Source organism: Ancylobacter rudongensis, assembly GCF_900100155.1.
GTDB classification, from domain to species: domain Bacteria; phylum Pseudomonadota; class Alphaproteobacteria; order Rhizobiales; family Xanthobacteraceae; genus Ancylobacter; species Ancylobacter rudongensis.
This window is the reverse complement of record NZ_FMTP01000007.1, coordinates 194,228-215,090: the sequence shown is the minus strand read 5'-3', so window position 1 is coordinate 215,090 and position 20,863 is coordinate 194,228. Positions and strand designations below refer to the sequence as shown.

Genomic DNA, 20,863 nt, shown 5'->3' with positions numbered 1-20,863 from the left:
AAGCCCATCTCGTGGGTCACGCACAGCATGGTCATGCCCTCTTCCGCCAGGCTCACCATGGTCTCCAGCACTTCCTTGACCATTTCCGGGTCGAGCGCCGAGGTCGGCTCGTCGAACAGCATGATCTTCGGCTTCATGCACAAGGCGCGGGCAATGGCGACGCGCTGCTGCTGGCCGCCGGAGAGCTGGCCGGGATATTTGTGCGCCTGCTCGGGGATCTTCACCTTGGTGAGGAAGTGCATCGCCAGCTCGTCCGCTTCCCTCTTCGGCATCTTGCGGACCCAGATCGGCGCCAGCGTCAAATTCTCCAGAATGGTGAGGTGCGGGAACAGGTTGAAGTGCTGGAAGCACATGCCGACCTCGCGGCGGATCTCGTCGATGCGCTTGAGGTCGTTGGTCAGCTCAATGCCGTCGACGACGATGGTGCCCTGCTGGTGTTCCTCCAGCCGGTTGATGCATCGGATCATCGTCGACTTGCCCGAGCCCGATGGCCCGCAAATGACGATGCGCTCGCCGCGATGCACCTTCAGATTGATGTCCTTGAGCACATGGAATTCGCCGTACCATTTGTGCACGCCGACAAGATCGACGGCGACCTCCCGCCCCGCGGGCGTATGGACGGCGTGCAGTTCGACGGGCGAAACGGTCGAATGGAGTTCGCTCATGTTGGGTTTCTCCGTTTCTCAATGCCGGTGAGAGGTGTTCAGCCGCCGCTCCACGAAGAGCGAATAGCGCGACATGCCAAAGCAGAAGAGGAAATAGACCACCCCGGCGAAGGCGAAGCCGGTGTAGAGCGTCACCGGCGTCGCCCAGTTGGGGTCGGTGAAGGAGGCGCGGAGCTGGCCGAGAAAGTCGAAGATCGAGACGATCAGCACCAGCGTGGTATCTTTGAACAGGCTGATGAAGCTGTTGACGATGCCGGGAATGACCAGGGTCAGCGCCTGCGGCAGAATGATGAGGCGCATCATCTGGCTCCAGGTGAGCCCCACCGCCATCGCGCCCTCATACTGCCCCTTCGGGATCGCCTGCAGACCGCCGCGCACCACCTCCGCCATATAGGCGGCGGAGAACAGCGCAACGCCGACCAGCGCCCGCAGCAGCGCGTCCGGATTGGTGCCCTGTGGCAGGAAGAGCGGCAGCATGTAGGTGGCGAAGAACAGCACCGTAATCAGCGGCACGCCACGCCAGAACTCGATGAAGATCACCGAGAGCAGCCGGACCACCGGCATCTGCGAGCGCCGCCCCAGCGCCAGCAGGATGCCGAGCGGCAGCGAAGCGACGATGCCCGTCACCGCGATCACCAGCGTCACCAGCAGCCCGCCCCATTGCCGGGTCTCGACATAGTCGAGGCCGACATCGACGTCCCAGATGAAGATGAGCAGGCCGAACGCCAGGAAGACCCAGAACGTCGTCCGGGCGGCGGAACGGCCGCTCCCGCCCAGCGCCGCGATCAGACCACCGATCGCGGCCATGACGAGCAGCGCGGTCAGCACATAATCAACCCAGAACACGAGGTTGATTCCGCCGATCTCGGCATCGCCGACCAGGCCGCGGATCAGCCCGAAGCGCTCCAGCAGGAAGGCCGAGGCGTTGATGTTGCCGCCGGTCAGCAGCACGAAGGCGACGACCGGGTAGGCAACGAAGAACAGGAACGCATTGATCCGCTTGAAAGGCCAGCTCAGCACCATCAGCGGCACCAGCAGCAGCACGCCGGCGGCGAAGACGATGTCGACCCGCCAGCGTTCGCTGATCGGATAGAAGCCATAGATCAGCTGGCCGAACTTGGCCTGAATGAAGGGCCAGCAGGCACCAACCTCGGGCCCCAGGCAAGCCTCGCGGTTCTCCCCGGTCCACACCGCGTCGATGAACATGAAGCGGACGAAGGGTGGCACGATCAGCGCCACCAGAAAAATGCCGAACACAGTCAGCAGGGTGTTGAGGACGCCGGAGAACAGGTTCTCCCGCATCCAGGCGAGAGCGCCGATCCGCTGCGTGGGCGGCGGCAGGGCCGGTGCCATCTCGTTGCGGATGAAGGTCCCGTCGTCGAAGGTCATGCTCATGGCCGGGCCCTCACCGTTCAACCAGCGCGACGCGCTTGTTGTACACATTCATGATCGTCGCGGTGATGATCGACAGCACGAGATAGACGCCCATGGTGATGGCGATGATCTCGATCGCCTGCCCGGACTGGTTGAGCGCCGTGCCGGCAAACACCGCAACCAGGTCGGGATAGCCGATGCCGACCGCCAGCGAGGAGTTCTTCGTCAGGTTGAGATACTGGCTGGTGAGCGGCGGGATGATCACCCGCATGGCCTGCGGAATGATCACCAGGCGCAGCGTCTGCGCATGCCGCAGGCCGAGCGAATGCGCCGCCTCGGTCTGGCCGTGGCTGACCGACTGGATGCCGGAACGCACATTCTCGGCGATGAAGGCGGCGGTATAGGTCGCCAGCGCCACGGTGAGCGCGACGAACTCCGGAATCACCTGCACGCCGCCGACGAAGTTGAAGCCCTTGAGTTCCGGCACTTCAAAGCTGATCGGAAAGCCGGTGGCGATCAAGGCGAGGAGCGGAAGGCCGATAATCAGGCCGAGATTGATCCACAGCACCGGCAGATAGCGGCCAGTCTCCTCCTGGCGGCTTGCCGCCCAATGGCGAAAGAGAATGGCCATGAGAATGGCAAGACCGATCGCCCATACGACGATGCCCGCCCCATCGCCGAATAGCGGGCGCGGAATGATGATGCCGCGATTGGAGATGAACACCTCGCCGAACAGGCTGATGCTGTTGCGCGGCCCTGGCATCGCGCTGAGCACCGCCAGGTACCAGAACAGGATCTGGAACAACGGCGGCAGGTTGCGCAGCACCTCGACATAGACGGTTGAGAGCGTCCGCACGACGAAATTCTTCGACAGGCGGCCGATGCCGACCAGGAAGCCGATGATGGTGGCCAGCAAGATGCCGACCACCGCCACCAGCAGCGTGTTGAGCAGGCCGACGACGAAGGCGCGGCCATAGGTCGAGGTCTCGCTGTAGGGGATCAGCGTCTGGTTGATGCCGAAGCCAGCCGTATTGTCCAGGAATCCGAAGCCGGTGGCGATCTTCTGTGCCGCCAGGTTGTCACGGGCGTTCTCGGTGAAGCTCCAGCCCAGAAAGATGACCACGATGAGAGCGATCAGCTGAAGGCCGATGCTGCGAACCTTCGGGTCGTTGATGAATGAACTCTTCGCATGCCCGCCGACGGGCCCAGCCAAATCCGTCATAGTCCCCCTCGCCTCGGATCGAGGCCCCCAATGCCTCCGGCGCCGAACTTGATGTCGGTTCTACCAGAGAGAAGAGGCTCCCGATTGGTCGGGAGCCTCCGGTTTCAGAGCCCTCAGCGGATCGGCGGCGCGTACTGGATGCCGCCCTTGTTCCAAAGCGCGTTGAGGCCGCGCGCGAGCTTCAGCGGCGTGTCCGGACCGACGGTGCGGTCATAGATTTCCGCGTAGTTGCCGACATTCTTGATGATCAGGTAGCCCCAGTCATTGCCGATGCCCATGCCCTCGCCATACTTGCCCTCGGTGCCGAGGAGGCGCTTGATCTCGGGGTTGACGGCGGACTTGAGCTGCTCATCGACGTTCTTGGAATTGACGCCAAGCTCTTCGGCGTTCAGCTGGGCGAACAGCACCCACTTGACGATGTCGAACCACTGGTCGTCGCCATGGGCGACCACCGGGCCGAGCGGCTCCTTGGAGATGATCTCGGGCAGGACGATGTGGTCGTCGGGATTGGTCAGCTTCAGGCGCTCGCCGGCAAGGCCGGAACGGTCGGTGGTGAGCACGTCGCAGCGGCCGGCGTCGTAGGCCTTGACCACTTCGTCGTTGGTGGCGAAGGCGATGACCTCATAGGTCATGTTGTTGGCGCGGAAATAGTCGGCGAGGTTCTGCTCGGTGGTGGTGCCGGTCTGGGTGCAGACCGAGGCGCCGGAGAGCTCCAGGGCCGAGTTCACCTTCTTGTCCTTGCGGATCATGAAGCCCTGGCCGTCATAATAGGTGACGCCGGTGAAGTTCAGGCCCAGCGAGGTGTCGCGGGTGATGGTCCAGGTGGTGTTGCGCGACAGGATGTCGATGTCGCCGGACTGCAGGGCGGTGAAGCGATCCTTGGCGGAAAGCGGCGTGAACTTCACCTTGCTCGGATCGCCGAAGATGGCGGCGGCGACGGCGCGGCAGAATTCCACATCCAGGCCGCTCCACTCACCCTTGTCGTTGGGGTTGGAGAAGCCGGGCAGCCCCTGGCTGACGCCGCACTGGACGAAGCCCTTGGACTTCACCTGCTCGAGCTTCGTGGCGGCCTGCGCGCCAAACGCGCAGAGACCCATGGCACCCGCAAGGGCGAACGTGGAGAGGAGGCGTTTCATGATGGCAGCCTTCTTCATTCGGATTGGAGCTGACGTATCCGCTGCGGAAACGCGAGCGGCACGAGTGACAGAAAAGGCAATTCGCATGCCGCCGATGGCATCGGGCAATGTGTCATGCCTGCTTCCTTCGTCTGACGGCGCCCAGAAGACCCCCTCGGGCACCACCACGGCAGACGCAACGTCATCAGAGCGCCGCAACCCGGTCCGGTCAAGCGCTTGACGGGGCAACACCGCTCCGTTCCCTATGCGACCTTCGATAAACTGGCTCGAACAGGCTACAACCATGGCGAACAAGACAAAAAGCACCTTTCCCGGCAACCTTTCGGTGGAGACCGAACTCGTCCTCGCCGGACGCGACCCTTTTCGCCATGACGGCTTCGTGAACACCCCGATCGTCCGGGGATCGACCGTCCTCTCCCCCAGCGTCGCCGACCTCGAAGGCCATACCGGGCGCTACACCTATGGACGGCGCGGCAACCCGACCGTCGAGAGCCTGGAAGCCGCGCTCACCCGGATCGAGGGCGGCGCCGGGGTCGTGCTCACCCCCTCCGGCCTGTCCGCCGTCAGCATCGCCCTGCTCGCGGTGCTGAAGGCCGGCGACCATCTGCTCATGGTCGACAGCGCCTATCAGCCGACACGCCGGATCTGCGACGAGGTGCTGACGCGCTACGGCATCGCGACCACCTATTACGACCCGCTCATCGGCGGCGACATCGCCGGCCTCATCCGCCCCAATACGCGGGCGATCTTCATGGAATCGCCGGGCTCGCAGACCTTCGAGATCCAGGACGTCCCGGCCATCGTCGGCGCTGCCGCCGCGCACGACATCACCACGCTGATGGACAATACATGGGCAACGCCGCTGTTTTTCCGCCCGCATGATTTCGGCGTCGACGTGTCCATCCAGGCCGGCACGAAATATCTCGGCGGCCATTCGGACCTGAACATCGGCACCATTTCCGCCAATGCACGAACCTTCCGCCGGGTCCACCTCGCCCATGGCGATCTCGGCATGACAGTGGCGCCCGAAGATGCTTTCCTGGCCGCGCGTGGGCTGCGCACCATGGCGGTGCGGCTGGAGCGACACCAGCAATCGGCGCTCACCGTGGCACGCTGGCTGTCCGGGCGACCGGAGGTGCTGACGGTGATGCACCCCGCCCTGCCGGAACATCCGGGGCACGCCTTGTGGAAGCGCAATTTCAAGGGCGCCTCCGGCCTGTTCAGCGTCATTCTCCAGCCTGCGCCCAAGCCGGCGGTGGACGCTTTTCTCGACAGCCTTGCGCTGTTCGGGCTGGGCTATAGCTGGGGGGGCTTTGAGAGCCTGGCCATACCCTTCGACTGCAGCAGCTACCGCACCGCGACCCGGTGGAACCCGGGCGGTCCGGCCATCCGGCTGCAGATCGGCCTCGAGGACCCCGCCGATCTCATCGCCGATCTCGACTCCGGCTTTGCGGCGCTCGCGGCGGCACGCTGACGGGCGGCGGCATCCCCCGGGGTGATGGGATGATCCCCCGGGGCAATGGCCCTGCCCTCATCCCGGCCGGTAGGGGGCCAGCCGCACCTCGCGCAGGCCATTGTAGTCAAAGCCGCGCAGATCGGCCCCGCGCTGGATGCGCAGGCCGATCGCCTCCGCCCGCCGGGCAAAGCGTAGTTCCTGCCGCCGCTCGACGAAGACCACCCGGCAGGCGCCGCCGACCTTGAGGAAATCGGCCGCCGCCGCCCCGTCCAGGAAACGCGGCGCGTTGGGCATGAGAAGCGCGAAGCTCGGCTCGTTGAAGCCCGCAATGCCCACCTCGATGGGGCCGGCGCCGGCGCCGCACGGCTCGCGCGCCGCCGCGGCCGCCACGCGCGGGGCCATCCAGAAGCTGTCAATGTTCGGCAGCACGAGCTGCATCACCCCGAAACCGGACACCAGCATGCCGGCAATGGCGACCAGCGCCGATTTCTCGACGCCATAATCGCGCACCGATGCCGCCGCGATCACCAGCGCGAAGAAGCCGATCAGCAGCAGCGGCCAGGCCAGCACGCTGGTCGTCCGGTCGAACACCGCCATGCCCAGCAACGCCCCGACGGCGATCACCGCGCCGAGCAGCGGCCACAGCCAGAGCACGCGGGCGAGACGCATGTTGCCAAGAGCCAGCGCGCCGCGCTCCACCGCAAGGGCGATCAGTATCGCGATCGCTGGCAGGGTTGGCGCTACATAGGCCGGCACCTTGGTCGGCAAGATCTCGAACAGCAGCCAGACCGGAACCACCCAGGCCAGCAGGAAACGCACCGTGCCAATGCGGCGGGCCTTCCAGACAATGGGAAAGGCCAGGGCCGCCAGCGGCGCCGCCGGCCAGAACAGCGCGAAGAACAGCAGCAGATAGACACCCGGCAGGCCGGCAAATCCCTGATACTCGCCGGCCACCGGCCCGAGCAGGGTACGCACGACGAATTCCGCCTGCGTCTCGGCGGGGCCATAGCGGCGCAGCAGGAACCAGCCGATGGCGACGGCGAGGATCACGGCGAGCCCGGCATAGGAGCGGGCGCGCCGCAGGAACAGCGCCGATCGGTCGACCGCCACCAGCGCCACCAGCGGCAGCACCACATAGAGCGGCGTTACCAGCCCCTTGGTGAACAGGCTGAAGGCAAGCGCGGACCAGAAGATGAAGGCCAGCCGAGCCTCGTGCGATGACTGTCGCCAGTCCCCGGCGCCCCGGCTCTGGCGCTCCGCCAGATAAAGACGGCCCATGGCTCCCATCATCGCCGCGACGGACCCTACCAGGAACACTTCCGGCACGGCGAGCCGGCCGCCGACGCCAAGGGCGACGCTGCTCGCCAGCAGGCTGGCGGCCAGAACGGCGGCTCGGCGATGTGTAAAGGCCAACGCTGCCCAAAACGTCAGCAGCACGGCGCCGATCGCGGCGGCAAGGGAGGGCACGCGATAGAGCCAGATGCGGGTGGGTGCGTCGGGCACCCCGACCAGTTCGGCCGCCTTGACCACCCCAGCCTGCAGCCAGTGCAGGCCAAGGGCCTGTGTGCGCTTGGCCTCCCAGCCGAGCCTCGTCTCGGACAAGTTCCCCGTTTCCGCCATGTGGCGGCTGATCAGCGCGAAGCGCGCCCCATCCCGGTCGACCGGCGGGATCGAGAAGAACCCCGGCAACAGGGCCACCAGGCACAGCCCGACAAGGAACAGGCAGGCCCGTCGGTCGGTGCGACAGCACGCCTCGAAAAGCTCGACGATCCGATCAGGAAGGCGCGGGCCGCGTGGGGAATAGAGCGGGGCGGAACGTGCCTTACGGCCCGCAGCAAATGACTTCATCGAGTGGAATCCCTTCCAAGCCGATGAAACCATAGCAGACGGAAAGCCCGCGCCGCATCCGCGGGACCCACGAGACACACGATATCGGCTGATGTGGCCGCCGGGACGCCATCCGGCCGGGCGGCCGACCCCCTCAGGCCGGCGCGGTCGCCTCGCGCCTGTCGGGCGCGGTGGCGGCAAGCCCGCCGGCTTCCTCGATGAAGCGCGCGACCTCCGCGACACCGTCGCCAGCGCGCACATTGGCGAAGACGAAGGGCCGGCGCCCACGCATGCGGCGCGAATCCCGGTCCATCACCTCCAGCGAGGCGCCCACCATCGGCGCCAGATCCACCTTGTTGATGACCAGAAGATCCGAGCGGGTAATGCCCGGGCCGCCCTTGCGCGGGATCTTCTCGCCGGCGGAGACGTCGATCACATAGATGGTGAGGTCGGCCAGTTCCGGCGAAAAGGTGGCGGCGAGATTGTCGCCGCCGGATTCGATGAGGATGAGGTCGAGCGCGGGGAACCGCCCGCGCATCTCGGCAATGGCGGCGAGATTGGCGGAGGCGTCCTCGCGGATCGCCGTGTGCGGGCAGCCGCCGGTCTCAACGCCCATGATGCGCTCGGCGGGCAGCGCCCCGGCGCGGGTGAGGATCTCGGCATCCTCCTTGGTGTAGATGTCGTTGGTGATGGCGGCGAGATCGTACCGCTCGCGGAAGGTCCGGCACAGCGCCTCCATCAGCGCCGTCTTGCCTGAGCCGACCGGGCCGCCAATGCCGACCCGGAGCGGGCCACTTGTCTCGCTCGCCATGGAAATTCCCTTCCTTCAGCTTCGGAACAGGCGCGTGTACTGCGTCTCGTGCCGCATCGACGCGATATCGGATTTCAGCGCCGCGCCACCGAGCTGGTTCAGCGGCGTGGCGGGCGCCAGCGGCGCGATCGCCCGCACTGTCAGTGTTGCGGCGGCGAGCGCCCGGTTGCCATCGGTCTGGCCCAGGGGGACGAGCCGCACGGCAGCAGAGATGAGGTTCGCGGCCACCGCCGAGAGATAGGCGGACAGCGTCGCCGGCAGTGGAAGGCCGTGCGCGGCGGCGGCGATGCCCACCGCCACGGGATAGGCGACGCGCCCGTCCCAGAGCGCCAGCGCTCGTTCCAGCGCCGGTGCCGGCCAGGCGGCGCGGGTCGCGGCGAGGAAGGCGTCGCCCTGGTTCAGCGTCTCCATCTGGCGCTCCCGCGAGGGGGCGAAGGCCGATGCCAGCTCCAGCACGTCGCGCAGGCGCCCATCGTCCCCCGCCTGCACCGCCTGGAAGGCATGCACCAGCAGGACGGCATCGGCGAAGGGGCCGCCATGACGGAGCAGGTCGTCGACCCATCCGTTCAGCGAGGCGAGGTCGCTGATCGCCTGGGTCTCGACCGCCCATTCGAGCCCATGCGAATAGGCGAAGGCGCCCACAGGATAGGCCGGGGAGAGCCAGACGAACAGCGCCAGAAGATCGGGCGAGGCGCCGGCCGGCGCCGCAGCGGCCTCGCTCATCGGCTGCCCCTAATGGCCGTGCTTGTGGCCATGGCTATCATGAGCGGCATGGCCGTGATCGTCGTGCGCGTGCCCATGCGCGTGATCGTGGCCATGGTCATGCCCACAGCCACAGCCGGCGCCGTGCTCGTGGGCCGGCGTCTCGCCCTGGACATGCAGCACATCGCGCGCCTTGGCGTGCGGCTCATGGCCATGGTCGTGATGGCCGTGATCGTGATGGGCATGGTCATGACCGGCGTGGTCGTGCTCGTGGTGATCATGGCCGCAGCCGCAATCGTCGCCATGCGCGTGGTCATGGTGGTCATGGGCATGGCCGTGCGCGTGGTGGCCATGCGCCTCGGCGGCCTCATAGGCGCCGCCCTCGGGCTCGAACGCCGCGTCGACGGTCTCGACGCTGGCGCCAAGACCGCGCGCCATCTCCTCCAGCACGCTGTCGCGGGCGATGCGGATGCGGTCGGCCAGCAATTCGGCCGGCACATGGCGGTTACCGAGATGCCAGGCGAGCCGCGCGAGATGATGGGCGTCGCGGGCGACGATCTCCGCCACCGGCTCCTCGGCTGCGACCACGGCAACCACGCGCCCGTCTTCCAGCGACAGGCCGTCGCCATCCTTCAGCCGCGTCGCCTCGTCGAGATCGAGCAGAAACGCCACGTCGCCTTCGCCACGAATGGCGATGCGCCGGCGGTAGCGCCCATCATGGGGCAGCACGACGCGGTCGGCGGCAGTGGCGGCATCCCAGCTGCCGGCGGGAAGTACGGTGCGGGCACGGATCATGACAGAACTCCGGTAGACGTGACGGCGCTGTGTTCAGGCACCCTTCGAGGCTCGCGGCGCTCGCACCTCAGGATGACGTGGCACCGGATCGGGCATCATCCCGAAGTGCCAACCCATGGGTCGGTCCTAAGGGATGCCGGATCCAAGCAGTTGCGTCCACACTTAGAACAGGAAGTAGCGCTGCGCCATCGGCAGTTCGGTGGCCGGCGCGCAGGTCAGCAGCTCGCCATCGGCCCGCACCTCATAGGTTTCAGGGTCGATCTCCAGATGCGGCGTCGCATGATTGTGAATCATCGACGCCTTGGAGATGCCGCCGCGCACATTCTCCACCGCCACCGTGCGCTTCTCCAGCCCCAGCTTGTGACCAACATTGAGGTCGATCGCCGCCTGCGAGACGAAGGTGAGGCAGGTCGCGGTGCGCGCCTTGCCATAGGCGCCCCACATCGACCGGTAGTGCACCGGCTGCGGGGTCGGGATCGAGGCGTTAGGGTCGCCCATGACCGCCGCGACGATGGTGCCGCCCTTGATCACCATGTCCGGCTTGGTGCCGAAGAAGGCCGGCGTCCAGACCACGAGATCGGCCAGCTTGCCGTTCTCCACCGAGCCGATATGGCGGGAGACGCCATGCGCGATGGCGGGGTTGATCGTGTATTTGGCGATGTAGCGCTTGGCGCGTTCATTGTCGTTGCGCTCGCTATCGCCCGGCAGCAGGCCGCGCTGCAGCTTCATCTTGTGCGCGGTCTGCCAGGTGCGGGTGATGACCTCGCCCAGCCGGCCCATGGCCTGGCTGTCGGAACTGATCATCGAGATGGCGCCGAGATCGTGCAGGATATCCTCCGCCGCAATGGTCTCCTTGCGGATTCGGCTCTCAGCGAAGGCAAGATCCTCCGCGATCAGCGGGTCAAGGTGGTGGCACACCATGAGCATGTCGAGATGCTCGTCGAGCGTGTTGATCGTGAAAGGCCGCGTCGGGTTGGTGGAGGACGGCAGCACGTTCGGCAGCCCCGCCACCTTCATGATGTCGGGCGCATGCCCACCACCCGCCCCTTCGGTGTGGAAAGCGTGGATGGTGCGGCCCTTGAAGGCGGCGATGGTGTCCTCGACAAAGCCGCTCTCGTTCAGCGTGTCGGTGTGGATCATCACCTGGATGTCGTACTCGTCCGCCACCGAGAGGCAGTTGTCGATCGTCGCCGGGGTGGTGCCCCAGTCCTCGTGCAGCTTGAGCGAACAGGCGCCCGCCTCGATCTGCTCGACCAGCGGGCCCGGCAGCGAGGCGTTGCCCTTGCCGGACAAGGCAAGATTGACCGGGAAGCTGTCAAAGGCGCGCAGCATCATCTCGATGTGCCACGGGCCGGGCGTGCAGGTGGTGGCGTTGGTGCCCGCCGCCGGGCCGGTGCCCCCGCCCAACATGGTGGTGACGCCGCTCATCAGCGCATGTTCGATCTGCTGCGGGCAGATGAAATGGATGTGGCAGTCGAATCCGCCGGCGGTGATGATCTTGCCCTCGCCCGCGATCACCTCGGTCGAGGCGCCGATGACGATGTCGACGCCGGGCTGGATATCCGGGTTGCCGGCCTTGCCAATGCCGTGGATGCGCCCATCGCGGATGCCGATATCGGCTTTGACGATGCCCCAGTGATCGAGGATCAGCGCATTGGTGATGACAGTGTCCACCGCCCCCGCCGCACGCGTCACCTGCGACTGGCCCATGCCGTCGCGGATGGTCTTGCCGCCGCCGAACTTCACCTCCTCGCCATAGACGGTGAAGTCCTTCTCCACCTCGATGACGAGGCTGGTATCGGCGAGGCGCACACGGTCGCCGGTGGTCGGGCCGAACATCTCGGCATAGGAGGCGCGGGAAATCTTGATGGACATGGGGCGATCCGTTTCGGCAAGGGGCAGCGGTGCGGCGGGAGCCTTCAGGCGGCAGGTCCTAGGCGAGCGGCGTCACAGCTTGCCCATCACGTCCTGGCGGAAGCCGTAGACCTCCCGCTTGCCGGCGAGCGCGACCAGCGTCACCTCCCGGCTCTGGCCCGGCTCGAAGCGCACGGCCGTTCCCGACGCGATCGCAAGGCGCATGCCACGCGCCTTCTCCCGCTCGAAAGCGAGGGCCGGATTAGTCTCGTAGAAATGGTAGTGGCTGCCCACCTGGATCGGCCGGTCGCCGGTATTGGCGACGGTCACGGAGACGAACTCACGCCCGGCCAGCAGCTCGATCTCGCCCTCCTCCAGAAGCATCTCGCCCGGCGAACCGGCACCATGGCTGGAGGCGATCGGCTCGTGCACGGTCACAAGCTTGGTGCCGTCCGGAAACGTCGCTTCGACCTGGATCTCGACGATCATCTCGGCGACGCCCGGCATCACCTGGTCGCCGCTCAGCACGGTGGTGCCGAGCGTCATCAACTCGGCCACCGTCTTGCCGTCGCGCGCGCCTTCCACGACCACATCGGTGATCAACGCCACCGCCTCGGGGTAGTTGAGCTTCACGCCGCGCTCCAGGCGGCGGCGGGCCACCATGGCCGCCATGGCGACGAGGAGCTTGTCCTTCTCCCGCGGGCTGAGGTTCATCGATCGGTCTCCGGCTCTTCAGACGCTAACGTCAGTTCATTAGAGGGTGGCTTGCATCAGGAGTGCCAGATGCGCGGCACCTCGCCGACACCCAGCGCGGCGATCGCCCGCCGGATGGCGGTCTCCAGCGGCGCGCCGTCGCGGGCCAGCAGGCGCACCGAGAGCATGCCGTCCCAGGCACTCGCCCCGGCATCAAGACCATCGGGGAGTTCGCGGGCCATGCCGTCCTGTTCGCTTTCCCCCAGCCCGAGGGCGTGGCGGACGACCTCCAAGCGGCTTTCCGCATCGGGGGACACAAGGAGCAGCGTGGCGAAGGCCGCCCAGCCGCCGGCCGTGGCGCGGCGGTCCAGCGTTGCGGCGATATCACCATCAAGCTGCAGCCCATCGGCATAGACCAGCCTTCCGCCCCGGCGGATACGCCAGCGATCGTGCAGCCGGCCATAGGAGAGCCGCTCGCCGCGCGCCGTGCGGCCGAGAATGACCGGCTCGACCAGCAGCAGGCGGGCATCGGGTGCCACCTCGGCGACGATGGAGCGCTCGACCCGCGCCCCGTCGAACACAATGGTCGCCTGCGGCAGCCAGTGGAGGCTGGCGCCCGCTTCGGCGGTGAGTTCGACGGCGATGTGGGAGGTCGCCCCGTCGGAGCGGTAGATCTTCTCGGCGGCCTGGGTTGTGACCACCAATTGGGCATCGCGCCCAGCATGGAGGCAGCTTTGCGCGGCATCGCCGCCCGCGAGCCCGCCGCCAGTGTTGATCATCACCGCTTCGAGCGCCCGTCCCCGACGGCCGGAGCGGGGAAAGCGTACCCGGGCGAATCCCTCCTCCTCGATCCGCCCGCGCACCGTGCGCCCGTCCAGCGCCCGTGCCTCGACCAGCAACCGCCCCTGCCCGCGCCGCTCGACCGGAATGGTGGCGGCGGGCTCAGACGGCAATGCGGTTGCGAACATCGGGATCCTCAAGTGCGGCGCCGTCGCCCGACATCACCACCGCGCCGCGTTCCATCACGATGAAATGGTCGGCGAGTTCTTTGGCGAAGTCGAAATACTGCTCGACCAGCACGATGGCCATGTCGCCCTTGGAGCGCAAGTAACGGATGGCGTTGCCGATATCCTTGATGATCGAGGGCTGGATGCCCTCGGTGGGCTCGTCCAGCACCAGCACTTTGGGCCGCATGGTGAGGGCCCGGCCGATGGCGAGCTGCTGCTGCTGGCCGCCGGAGAGATCGCCGCCGCGCCGGCGCATCATCGAATCGAGCACGGGGAACAGCGAGAACACGTCGTCGGGGATGAAACGCTCGGCACGCTTGAGCGGTGCGAAGCCGGTTTCCAGATTTTCCGCCACGGTCAGCAGCGGAAAGATCTCGCGCCCCTGCGGCACGAAGGCGATGCCGCGGCGCGCCCGCTCGGACGGCGCGAGGGTCGTGATGTCCTCGCCATTGAAACGGATGGACCCTTTCGCCACCGGCGCCTGCCCGACAATGGCGCGCATCAGGCTGGTCTTGCCAACGCCGTTGCGACCGAGCACGCATGTGACCTTGCCGGGCTCCGCCTTCAGCGAGACGCCCCGCAGCGCCTGCGCCGCGCCGTAGAAGAGGTTGATGTCCTGAACTTCCAGCATGAGCCCTAGCGTCCCAGATACACTTCGATGACGCGCTCATTGGCGCTGACCTGGTCGAGCGTGCCCTCGGCCAGCACCGAGCCTTCATGCAGGCACATGACCCGCACGCCAAGATCGCGCACGAAGGTCATGTCGTGCTCGACCACCACGACCGAGTGGCCGTTGGCGTTGATCGCCCGCAGAAGCTCGGCGGTCTGCGCCGTTTCGGCATCGGTCATGCCGGCGACCGGCTCGTCGACCAGCAGCAGCTTGGGGTCCTGCGCCAGCAGCATGCCGATCTCCAGCCACTGCTTCTGGCCGTGCGACAGCGCCCCGCCCAGCCGGTCGCGATGCTCGGTTAGGCGGATGGTCTCGAAGATCTCGTCGATGCGCTCGCGCGCCGCCGCGCTCTCGCGCCGGAAGATATTGGGCAGCGCCCGGCGCTGGCCCTTCAGCGCAAGGCGCAGATTGTCGAGCACCGTATGATTCTCGAACACGGTCGGCTTCTGGAACTTGCGGCCGATGCCCAGCGTGGCGATCTGCGTCTCATCCAGCTTGGTCAGGTCGGTGATGCCGCCATCAAAGAACACGTCGCCCCGGTCGGGACGGGTCTTGCCGGTGATGACGTCCATCATCGTCGTCTTGCCGGCACCGTTCGGGCCGATGACGGCCCGCATCTCGCCGGGATCGACGGTGAAGGACAGCGCGTTGAGCGCCCGGAACCCGTCGAAGGTGACGGTGACGGCGTCGAGATAGAGCAGCGCCTCGGTCAGTTCCTTCTTGGCAGCCGGGGCCGGCTCGGCAGTGGCGAGTTCGGCGGTTGCGGGGGCGAGCGTTGCGGTAGCGGTCATGTCGGTTTCCCTCACTCAGCCGGCCGGGGCGTGGCGAGCGGTTCGTCGGGAATGTCGTCATGCTGGCGACGCTTCTCGCGCCACTCATAGAACGTGCCGACAATGCCCTTGGGCAGGAACAGGGTGACGGCGACGAACAGGCCGCCGAGCATGAACAGCCAGTACGGGGCGAGGATGCCTGACGTGAAATAGGTCTTGGCGTAGTTCACCAGCACCGCCCCCAGCGCCGCCCCCACCAGCGTGCCGCGCCCGCCTACCGCCACCCAGACGATGATCTCGATCGAGTTGGCGGGCGAGAATTCCGACGGGTTGATGATACCGACCTGCGGCACGTAGAGCGCGCCGGCGATGCCCGCCAGCATGGCGGAGACGACGAAGGCGACCAGCTTGTAGTTTTCCGCCCGGTAGCCGGTGAAACGCACCCGCGTCTCGGCATCGCGGATGGCGACCAGCACCTTGCCGAAATGCGAACGCACCAGGAAGCGGCAGAGCACATAGCCGAGCGCCAGCGCCAGGGCCGAGAGCACGAACAGCACCAGCCTCGTGCCGTCCGCCTGAATGTTGAAGCCGAGAATGTCCTTGAAGTCGGTCAGGCCATTATTGCCGCCGAAGCCCATATCATTGCGGAAGAAGGCCAGCAGCAGAGCGAAGGTCATCGCCTGGGTGATGATGGAGAGGTAAACACCCGTGACGCGCGAGCGGAAGGCGAACCAGCCGAACACCAGCGCAAGAAGGCCCGGCGCCAGCAGCACCATCAGCGCCGCGAAGGGAAACATATCGAATCCATACCAGAACCAGGGCAGTTCCTTCCAGTTGAGGAACACCATGAAGTCCGGCAGCACCGGGTCGCCATAGACGCCGCGCGTGCCGATCTGGCGCATGAGATACATGCCCATCGCATAGCCGCCGAGCGCGAAGAACGCGCCCTGGCCAAGCGAGAGAATGCCGACATAGCCCCAGATGAGATCCACCGAGAGCGCCAGCAGCGCATAGGTGAGGTATTTGCCGAGCAGCGAGACCACATAGGTCGGCACATGCACGGCCGAATCCGGCGCCACGGCGAGGTTGAGCACAGGCACCAGCACCGAGACAGCCACCAGCACCGCAAGGAAGATGATGCCGCTGGTGCCGAGCAGGGCGGGCTGACGAGTCATGTTCATCGGGGAGGTACTCATGCCTCGATCGACCTCCCCTTGAGGGCGAAGAGGCCTCTGGGGCGCTTCTGGATGAAGAGGATGACGATGACCAGCAACGAGATCTTGCCGAGCACCGCGCCGGCATAGGGCTCCAGCAGCTTGTTGGCGACGCCGAGCGTCATGGCGCCGACCAGGGTGCCCCACAGATTGCCCACCCCGCCGAACACGACGACCAGGAAGCTGTCGATAATGTAGCTCTGCCCGAGGTTCGGCGACACATTATCGATCTGGCTGAGCGCCACCCCGGCCATGCCGGCAATGCCCGAGCCGAGGCCGAAGGTCATGGCGTCGACCCAGTTGGTGCGGATGCCCATGGAGGCCGCCATGCGGCGGTTCTGCGTAACCGCTCGCATTTCCAAGCCAATTCGGGTCAGCCGCAAGGTAGCGAGGAGCGCGAAGAACACCATCAGCGCGAAGACGATGATCCAGAGCCGGCCGGATGTGATCGACAAATGGCCGATCTCGAAACTGCCGGACATCCAGCTCGGGGCGCCGACCTCGCGGTTGGTGGGGCCGAAAATCGTGCGGATGGCCTGCTGCAGGATCAGCGAAATGCCCCAGGTGGCGAGCAGCGTTTCCAGCGCCCGGCCGTAAAGAAAACGGATGACGGTGCGTTCGATCAGGACGCCGATCAGGCCGGTGAAGACGAAGGCGAGCGGGATCGCGATCAGCAGCGAGGCGTCGAACAGGCCGGGATAGGAGGTTCGGATCACCTCCTGCACCACATAGGTGGTGTAGGCGCCCAGCATCACCATTTCGCCATGCGCCATGTTGATGACGCCCATCACGCCGAAGGTGATGGCAAGGCCGATCGCGGCGAGCAGCAGCACCGAGCCGAGCGACAGCCCGTACCAGACATTCTGCGCCACGCCCCACAGCGCGAGATTGCGCTCGATGCCCTCGATCGCCGCAGCGGCGGCCTGCTTCACCTCGGGCGCCGCGCTTTCGGGCACGGAGCGCAGGATGGCGAGCGCGTCCTGGTTGCCCTCGGCGCCGACCAGCTCGACGGCGGCGATCCGCTCGGCGGGGGTGATGCCCTCCTTGCCGATGAGGATCGAGGCCCGCGCCAGGTTCATGGCCGACTTGACCTTGGGGTCGGTCTCCTTGCCGAGCGCCATCTCCAGCGCCGGCAGCGCCGCCTCGTCGCGCGAGCGGCCAACCGCGAGTGCCGCTTCCCGGCGCTTGGCGGCATCAAGGCTCACCAGCGACAGGGCGCCGCTGGCGGCGTCGATGGCGCGGCGGATGCGGTTGTTTACGCGCACCGGCTTTACGGCGGGCGCGTCGGCGACGGGCTGCATCGTCAGCGGGTCGAGCAGCGCCCCGCCCGTCCCTTCAATGAAGACGCGCGGCGGGGTGCCGCCGAAAAAAAGCTTGCCATCGGCAAGGGCGGAGACGATGCCGGCGGCGGCCGGGCTGCCGCTGAGCGCCAGCGCCCCAAGCGCGGCTTCGGTATCGTCATATTTGTTGGTGGTGAGCTGGCCCAGCGCGGCGCTGATGTCCTGCGCCTCGACGCGCTGCACGAGCGCGGCGGCGAACAGGAGGGCGAGCGCGGCACAGAGCACGCGAGGCAGGCGGGATAGGCGAGCGCTTGAGGTCATCATCGTCCGTCGATGTGGCGCTGCGGGTGGCCGGAGCGGGGCTCCGGCGGCGACGGCGGTACGCGGTGGGCAGGGGCTCCGGTCGAGCCTGCGCTGTTGGTGGCAGCTCCTCGCCGAATTCACTAGCCCGAGGGCCCGGTGCTCGGGCCGGGATCCGGCCGCCGCGCGGGCGGCCGGACGTCTCAGGGCGCGTCAGGCGGGAGCGCGAGGCTCCCGCCCGCGGGCCGGCCTCACTGGCCGGCGCCGCCGCACTTGCCGGTCTTGACGTTGAAGTTGCCGCAGGAAAACGGCTTGCGCCAATCGGCGATCAGGTCCTTGGAGCCTTCCAGATAGGGGGACCACTCCTCGGCGACGATCAGGCCGGGGGTCTGCTCGACGATGTCGAACTGGCCGTCGTCCTTGATCTCGCCGATGAGCACCGGCTTGGTGATGTGGTGGTTCGGCATCATCGCCGAGAAGCCGCCGGAGAGGTTCGGCACGGTGACGCCGATCAGCGCGTCGATGACGGCGTCGGCATCGGTGGTGCCGGCCTTCTCGACCGCCTTGACCCACATGTTGAAGCCGATGACGGTGGCTTCCATCGGGTCGTTGGTCACGCGCTTGTCGTTCTTGGTGTAGGCCTGCCACTTCTTGATGAACTCGGCATTCTCCGGCACGTCGACCGACTGGAAGTAATTCCACGCGGCGAGGTGGCCGACCAGCGGCTTGGTGTCGATGCCGGCGAGCTCTTCCTCACCCACCGAGAAGGCCACGACCGGAATGTCGGTCGCCTTGATGCCCTGGTTGCCGAGCTCCTTGTAGAACGGCACGTTGGCGTCGCCATTGATGGTGGAGACGACAGCGGTCTTCTTGCCGGCCGAGCCGAACTTCTTGATGTCGGCGACGATGGTCTGCCAGTCGGAATGACCGAACGGCGTGTAGTTGATCATGATGTCTTCTTCCTTGACGCCCTTCGACTTCAGATAGGCTTCAAGGATCTTGTTGGTCGTGCGCGGATAGACATAGTCGGTGCCGGCCAGCACCCAGCGCTGCACGCCTTCGTTTTCCATCAGATAGTCGACGGCCGGAATGGCCTGCTGGTTCGGGGCGGCGCCGGTGTAGAACACGTTGCGCTCGCTCTCCTCGCCCTCATACTGGACCGGGTAGAACAGAATGCTGTTGAGCTCCTTGAACACCGGGAGCACGGACTTGCGCGACACAGAGGTCCAGCAGCCGAACACGACCGCGACCTTTTCCTTGGCGATGAGTTCGCGCGCCTTTTCGGCGAAGAGCGGCCAGTTCGAGGCGGGATCGACCACCACGGCTTCCAGCTTCTTGCCGAGCACGCCGCCGGCCGCGTTCTGCTCCTGCACCATGAACAGAACGGTGTCCTTCAGCGTGGTCTCGCTGATCGCCATGGTGCCGGACAGAGAGTGCAGCACGCCGACCTTGATCGTCTCCTGAGCGCTTGCAACACCGCCTCCGGCCAGCGCCAGCGCAGCCGCACCCACAAGCGCGCGACCGGCCATGCGCCGGGCATGCGTGAACATGTTCAGCATCTTTATTCCCTTCTGGAGTACACACGCAGGACCCCCGTCCGCGTGCCAGAGGGAGCATCTGCAACCCGCGTGCCAAGGGCGGGAATGGGGAGGTTGAGAGACCTTCCGATGCGAACATCGTGCGGAAGCCTCTGACCCAGCGGCATATTGCCAAGAAAATGGGCGCATCGGCACATTGATTGCACAGGCGCGGTATAGCGGTGGTGGACTGCCCGGTTTTTGTTCAATCGGCCGTGACTTCGCGTGTCGATATACGCGCCATCGCCGTCTGTCGCCGTTGCGTACCGTGAGGCGCGCCTGCCGGCACCTCGCCCAAGTGAAGGGCGCACGCCGGGAGACGACCCGGTGCACTCCTCTCATCAGGCGCGGCTGAGCGTGCTCAGGCGCTCCAGCGCCCGGTCGAGCGTGGCGTCGGTCTTGGCGAAGCACAGGCGCACCACGCTCTCCACCGGGTCCTGCGCATAGAAGGCCGAGACGGGGATCGCCGCCACGCCCTCGCGCGCCACCAGCGACCGGCAGAACGCCTCGTCGCGCAGGTGCGGGTCGAGCGGGGCGAGGTCGACATTGAGGAAATAGGTGCCGGCCGAAGGCAGCACCGGCAGGCCGAGTGCCGTCAGCCCGTCTGCCAGCCGGTCGCGCGAGCGCTGCAGCCCGGCCCGCATGCCGAGGAACCAGTCCCGCTCCTTGCCCAGCCCATAGGCGACGGCGTGCTGGAGGGAAGGAGGCGTGGTGAAGGTGAGGAACTGGTGCGCCTTCGACAGAACCCGCATCAGTTCCGGCGCGGCGCAGACGAAACCGACCTTCCAGCCGGTCATGCCGAAGATCTTGCCGGCCGAGCCGATCTTCACGCTGCGCTCGCGCATCCCCGGCAGGGCGAGGACGGACTGGTGCTCGCGCCCGTCGAAGATCACATGCTCCCACACCTCGTCGCTCACCAGTACCGCGTCCGAGCGCATGCAGTAGCCCGCGAGCAGCGCGAGTTCCCCGGCGTCGAACACCCGCCCCGTCGGGTTGTGCGGGTTGTTGAACAGCACCAGCTTGGTGCGCGGGGTGAAGGCCTCGTCCAGCGCCTCCTCGGTGAGCCGCCAGTGCGGCGGCACCAGGCGCACGAGGCGCGGCACGCCGCCGGCGCGGCGCACGAGCGGGAGGTAGGCGTCGTACAGCGGCTGGAACAGCACCACCTCGTCGCCCGGCTCGATCAGCGCCAGCAGCGCGCCAGCGATCGCCTCGGTGGCGCCTGATGTGACCATCACCTCGGACTCCGGGTCGAGGTCCAGCCCCTGCCAGTCGCGGTAGTGATCAGCCACCGCCCGGCGTAGCTCCGGCGTGCCCATCATCGGCGGGTACTGGTTCCAGCCGTCCAGCACCGCCTGCGCCGCCTTCTCGCGCACATCGCGCGGGCCGGGGTCGTCGGGAAAGCCCTGGCCAAGATTGACCGCGTCATGCTGGCGGGCCAGCGCCGACATGGTCTCGAACACGGTGGTCGGCAGGGCGGCGAAGAGGGAATTCATGGCACGGGACCGGAACG

The 20,863-nt window shown here is 66.7% G+C and carries 18 protein-coding genes; 1 reads left to right on the top strand and 17 read right to left on the bottom strand.

Translation table 11 applies throughout. The features are described 5' to 3' along the window. The 4 genes from BLO63_RS17320 to BLO63_RS17305 all read right to left on the bottom strand — a co-directional run. A partial coding sequence (locus BLO63_RS17320; protein WP_091443146.1) for an amino acid ABC transporter ATP-binding protein occupies positions 1 to 665 on the bottom strand: 665 nt, incomplete at its 3' end. 18 nt (positions 666 to 683) lie between these two features. After that, entirely contained in the window at positions 684 to 2,060 is a 1,377-nt protein-coding gene (locus BLO63_RS17315; protein WP_091443144.1) for an amino acid ABC transporter permease, read from the bottom strand. Positions 2,061 to 2,070: 10 nt separating this feature from the next. Next, positions 2,071 to 3,261 (bottom strand): amino acid ABC transporter permease, encoded by a 1,191-nt coding sequence (locus tag BLO63_RS17310; protein WP_091443142.1) that lies wholly within the window; start codon positions 3,259 to 3,261, stop codon positions 2,071 to 2,073. A 113-nt stretch (positions 3,262 to 3,374) separates the two neighbouring features. Beyond that, on the bottom strand, positions 3,375 to 4,397 hold the full coding sequence (locus tag BLO63_RS17305; protein WP_162841833.1) for an amino acid ABC transporter substrate-binding protein: 1,023 nt from the start codon (positions 4,395 to 4,397) through the stop codon (positions 3,375 to 3,377). A gap of 283 nt (positions 4,398 to 4,680) precedes the next feature. Between BLO63_RS17305 and metC the strand changes: the two genes are divergently transcribed. Then, on the top strand, positions 4,681 to 5,871 hold the full coding sequence (gene metC, locus BLO63_RS17300) for a cystathionine beta-lyase (protein WP_091443135.1): 1,191 nt from the start codon (positions 4,681 to 4,683) through the stop codon (positions 5,869 to 5,871). 57 nt (positions 5,872 to 5,928) lie between these two features. Here metC and BLO63_RS17295 read toward each other — a convergent pair whose 3' ends face one another. From BLO63_RS17295 to BLO63_RS17235, 13 genes are all read right to left on the bottom strand, one after another. After that, positions 5,929 to 7,701, bottom strand: coding sequence for an ArnT family glycosyltransferase (locus tag BLO63_RS17295; protein ID WP_091443133.1), 1,773 nt, complete (start codon positions 7,699 to 7,701; stop codon positions 5,929 to 5,931). A gap of 133 nt (positions 7,702 to 7,834) precedes the next feature. Then, on the bottom strand, positions 7,835 to 8,491 hold the full coding sequence (gene ureG, locus BLO63_RS17290) for an urease accessory protein UreG (RefSeq protein WP_091443130.1): 657 nt from the start codon (positions 8,489 to 8,491) through the stop codon (positions 7,835 to 7,837). 15 nt (positions 8,492 to 8,506) lie between these two features. Continuing rightward, positions 8,507 to 9,214, bottom strand: a complete 708-nt coding sequence (locus BLO63_RS17285) for an urease accessory protein UreF (protein ID WP_091443128.1) — start codon at positions 9,212 to 9,214, stop codon at positions 8,507 to 8,509. Between the two features lie 9 nt (positions 9,215 to 9,223). Then, positions 9,224 to 9,988 carry an urease accessory protein UreE gene (locus BLO63_RS17280; protein WP_091443126.1) on the bottom strand — a complete coding sequence of 255 codons (765 nt, stop codon included), beginning with the start codon at positions 9,986 to 9,988 and terminating at the stop codon, positions 9,224 to 9,226. Positions 9,989 to 10,150: 162 nt separating this feature from the next. Further along, positions 10,151 to 11,863, bottom strand: coding sequence for an urease subunit alpha (gene ureC, locus BLO63_RS17275; protein WP_091443124.1), 1,713 nt, complete (start codon positions 11,861 to 11,863; stop codon positions 10,151 to 10,153). Positions 11,864 to 11,935: 72 nt separating this feature from the next. Next, the gene (locus BLO63_RS17270) at positions 11,936 to 12,556 is read right to left on the bottom strand and encodes an urease subunit gamma (protein WP_091443122.1); all 621 of its coding nucleotides are present in this window, start codon (positions 12,554 to 12,556) and stop codon (positions 11,936 to 11,938) included. Between the two features lie 56 nt (positions 12,557 to 12,612). Then, positions 12,613 to 13,503 carry an urease accessory protein UreD gene (locus tag BLO63_RS17265; protein WP_091443120.1) on the bottom strand — a complete coding sequence of 297 codons (891 nt, stop codon included), beginning with the start codon at positions 13,501 to 13,503 and terminating at the stop codon, positions 12,613 to 12,615. Further along, positions 13,478 to 14,173 carry an urea ABC transporter ATP-binding subunit UrtE gene (urtE, locus tag BLO63_RS17260; RefSeq protein WP_091443117.1) on the bottom strand — a complete coding sequence of 232 codons (696 nt, stop codon included), beginning with the start codon at positions 14,171 to 14,173 and terminating at the stop codon, positions 13,478 to 13,480. Before urtE ends, BLO63_RS17265 begins: the two co-directional genes overlap by 26 nt. A gap of 5 nt (positions 14,174 to 14,178) precedes the next feature. After that, entirely contained in the window at positions 14,179 to 15,003 is an 825-nt protein-coding gene (gene urtD, locus BLO63_RS17255; protein WP_244517932.1) for an urea ABC transporter ATP-binding protein UrtD, read from the bottom strand. A gap of 11 nt (positions 15,004 to 15,014) precedes the next feature. Further along, positions 15,015 to 16,157: an urea ABC transporter permease subunit UrtC gene (gene urtC / locus BLO63_RS17250; protein WP_091443170.1), complete on the bottom strand. Its 1,143-nt coding sequence runs from the start codon at positions 16,155 to 16,157 to the stop codon at positions 15,015 to 15,017. 17 nt (positions 16,158 to 16,174) lie between these two features. After that, a complete protein-coding gene (urtB, locus tag BLO63_RS17245; RefSeq protein WP_425284344.1) occupies positions 16,175 to 17,797 on the bottom strand; it encodes an urea ABC transporter permease subunit UrtB in 1,623 nt (540 codons plus the stop codon). Between the two features lie 230 nt (positions 17,798 to 18,027). Further along, positions 18,028 to 19,305, bottom strand: coding sequence for an urea ABC transporter substrate-binding protein (urtA, locus tag BLO63_RS17240; protein ID WP_244517941.1), 1,278 nt, complete (start codon positions 19,303 to 19,305; stop codon positions 18,028 to 18,030). A gap of 389 nt (positions 19,306 to 19,694) precedes the next feature. After that, a complete protein-coding gene (locus BLO63_RS17235; RefSeq protein WP_091443109.1) occupies positions 19,695 to 20,846 on the bottom strand; it encodes an aminotransferase in 1,152 nt (383 codons plus the stop codon). Positions 20,847 to 20,863 lie beyond the last annotated feature (17 nt).

Bases quoted from the DNA above. Each gene is read 5' to 3' on its own strand.
- metC (WP_091443135.1), top strand. From the start codon at position 4,681: ATGGCGAACAAGACAAAAAGCACCTTTCCCGGCAACCTTTCGGTGGAG.
- urtA (WP_244517941.1), bottom strand. From the start codon at position 19,305: ATGGCCGGTCGCGCGCTTGTGGGTGCGGCTGCGCTGGCGCTGGCCGGA.
- urtD (WP_244517932.1), bottom strand. From the start codon at position 15,003: ATGACCGCTACCGCAACGCTCGCCCCCGCAACCGCCGAACTCGCCACT.
- BLO63_RS17310 (WP_091443142.1), bottom strand. From the start codon at position 3,261: ATGACGGATTTGGCTGGGCCCGTCGGCGGGCATGCGAAGAGTTCATTC.
- urtE (WP_091443117.1), bottom strand. From the start codon at position 14,173: ATGCTGGAAGTTCAGGACATCAACCTCTTCTACGGCGCGGCGCAGGCG.
- urtC (WP_091443170.1), bottom strand. From the start codon at position 16,157: ATGACTCGTCAGCCCGCCCTGCTCGGCACCAGCGGCATCATCTTCCTT.
- BLO63_RS17280 (WP_091443126.1), bottom strand. From the start codon at position 9,988: ATGATCCGTGCCCGCACCGTACTTCCCGCCGGCAGCTGGGATGCCGCC.
- urtB (WP_425284344.1), bottom strand. From the start codon at position 17,797: ATGACCTCAAGCGCTCGCCTATCCCGCCTGCCTCGCGTGCTCTGTGCC.
- BLO63_RS17265 (WP_091443120.1), bottom strand. From the start codon at position 13,503: ATGTTCGCAACCGCATTGCCGTCTGAGCCCGCCGCCACCATTCCGGTC.
- ureG (WP_091443130.1), bottom strand. From the start codon at position 8,491: ATGGCGAGCGAGACAAGTGGCCCGCTCCGGGTCGGCATTGGCGGCCCG.
- BLO63_RS17305 (WP_162841833.1), bottom strand. From the start codon at position 4,397: ATGAAACGCCTCCTCTCCACGTTCGCCCTTGCGGGTGCCATGGGTCTC.
- BLO63_RS17315 (WP_091443144.1), bottom strand. From the start codon at position 2,060: ATGAGCATGACCTTCGACGACGGGACCTTCATCCGCAACGAGATGGCA.
- ureC (WP_091443124.1), bottom strand. From the start codon at position 11,863: ATGTCCATCAAGATTTCCCGCGCCTCCTATGCCGAGATGTTCGGCCCG.
- BLO63_RS17285 (WP_091443128.1), bottom strand. From the start codon at position 9,214: ATGAGCGAGGCCGCTGCGGCGCCGGCCGGCGCCTCGCCCGATCTTCTG.
- BLO63_RS17235 (WP_091443109.1), bottom strand. From the start codon at position 20,846: ATGAATTCCCTCTTCGCCGCCCTGCCGACCACCGTGTTCGAGACCATG.
- BLO63_RS17270 (WP_091443122.1), bottom strand. From the start codon at position 12,556: ATGAACCTCAGCCCGCGGGAGAAGGACAAGCTCCTCGTCGCCATGGCG.
- BLO63_RS17295 (WP_091443133.1), bottom strand. From the start codon at position 7,701: ATGAAGTCATTTGCTGCGGGCCGTAAGGCACGTTCCGCCCCGCTCTAT.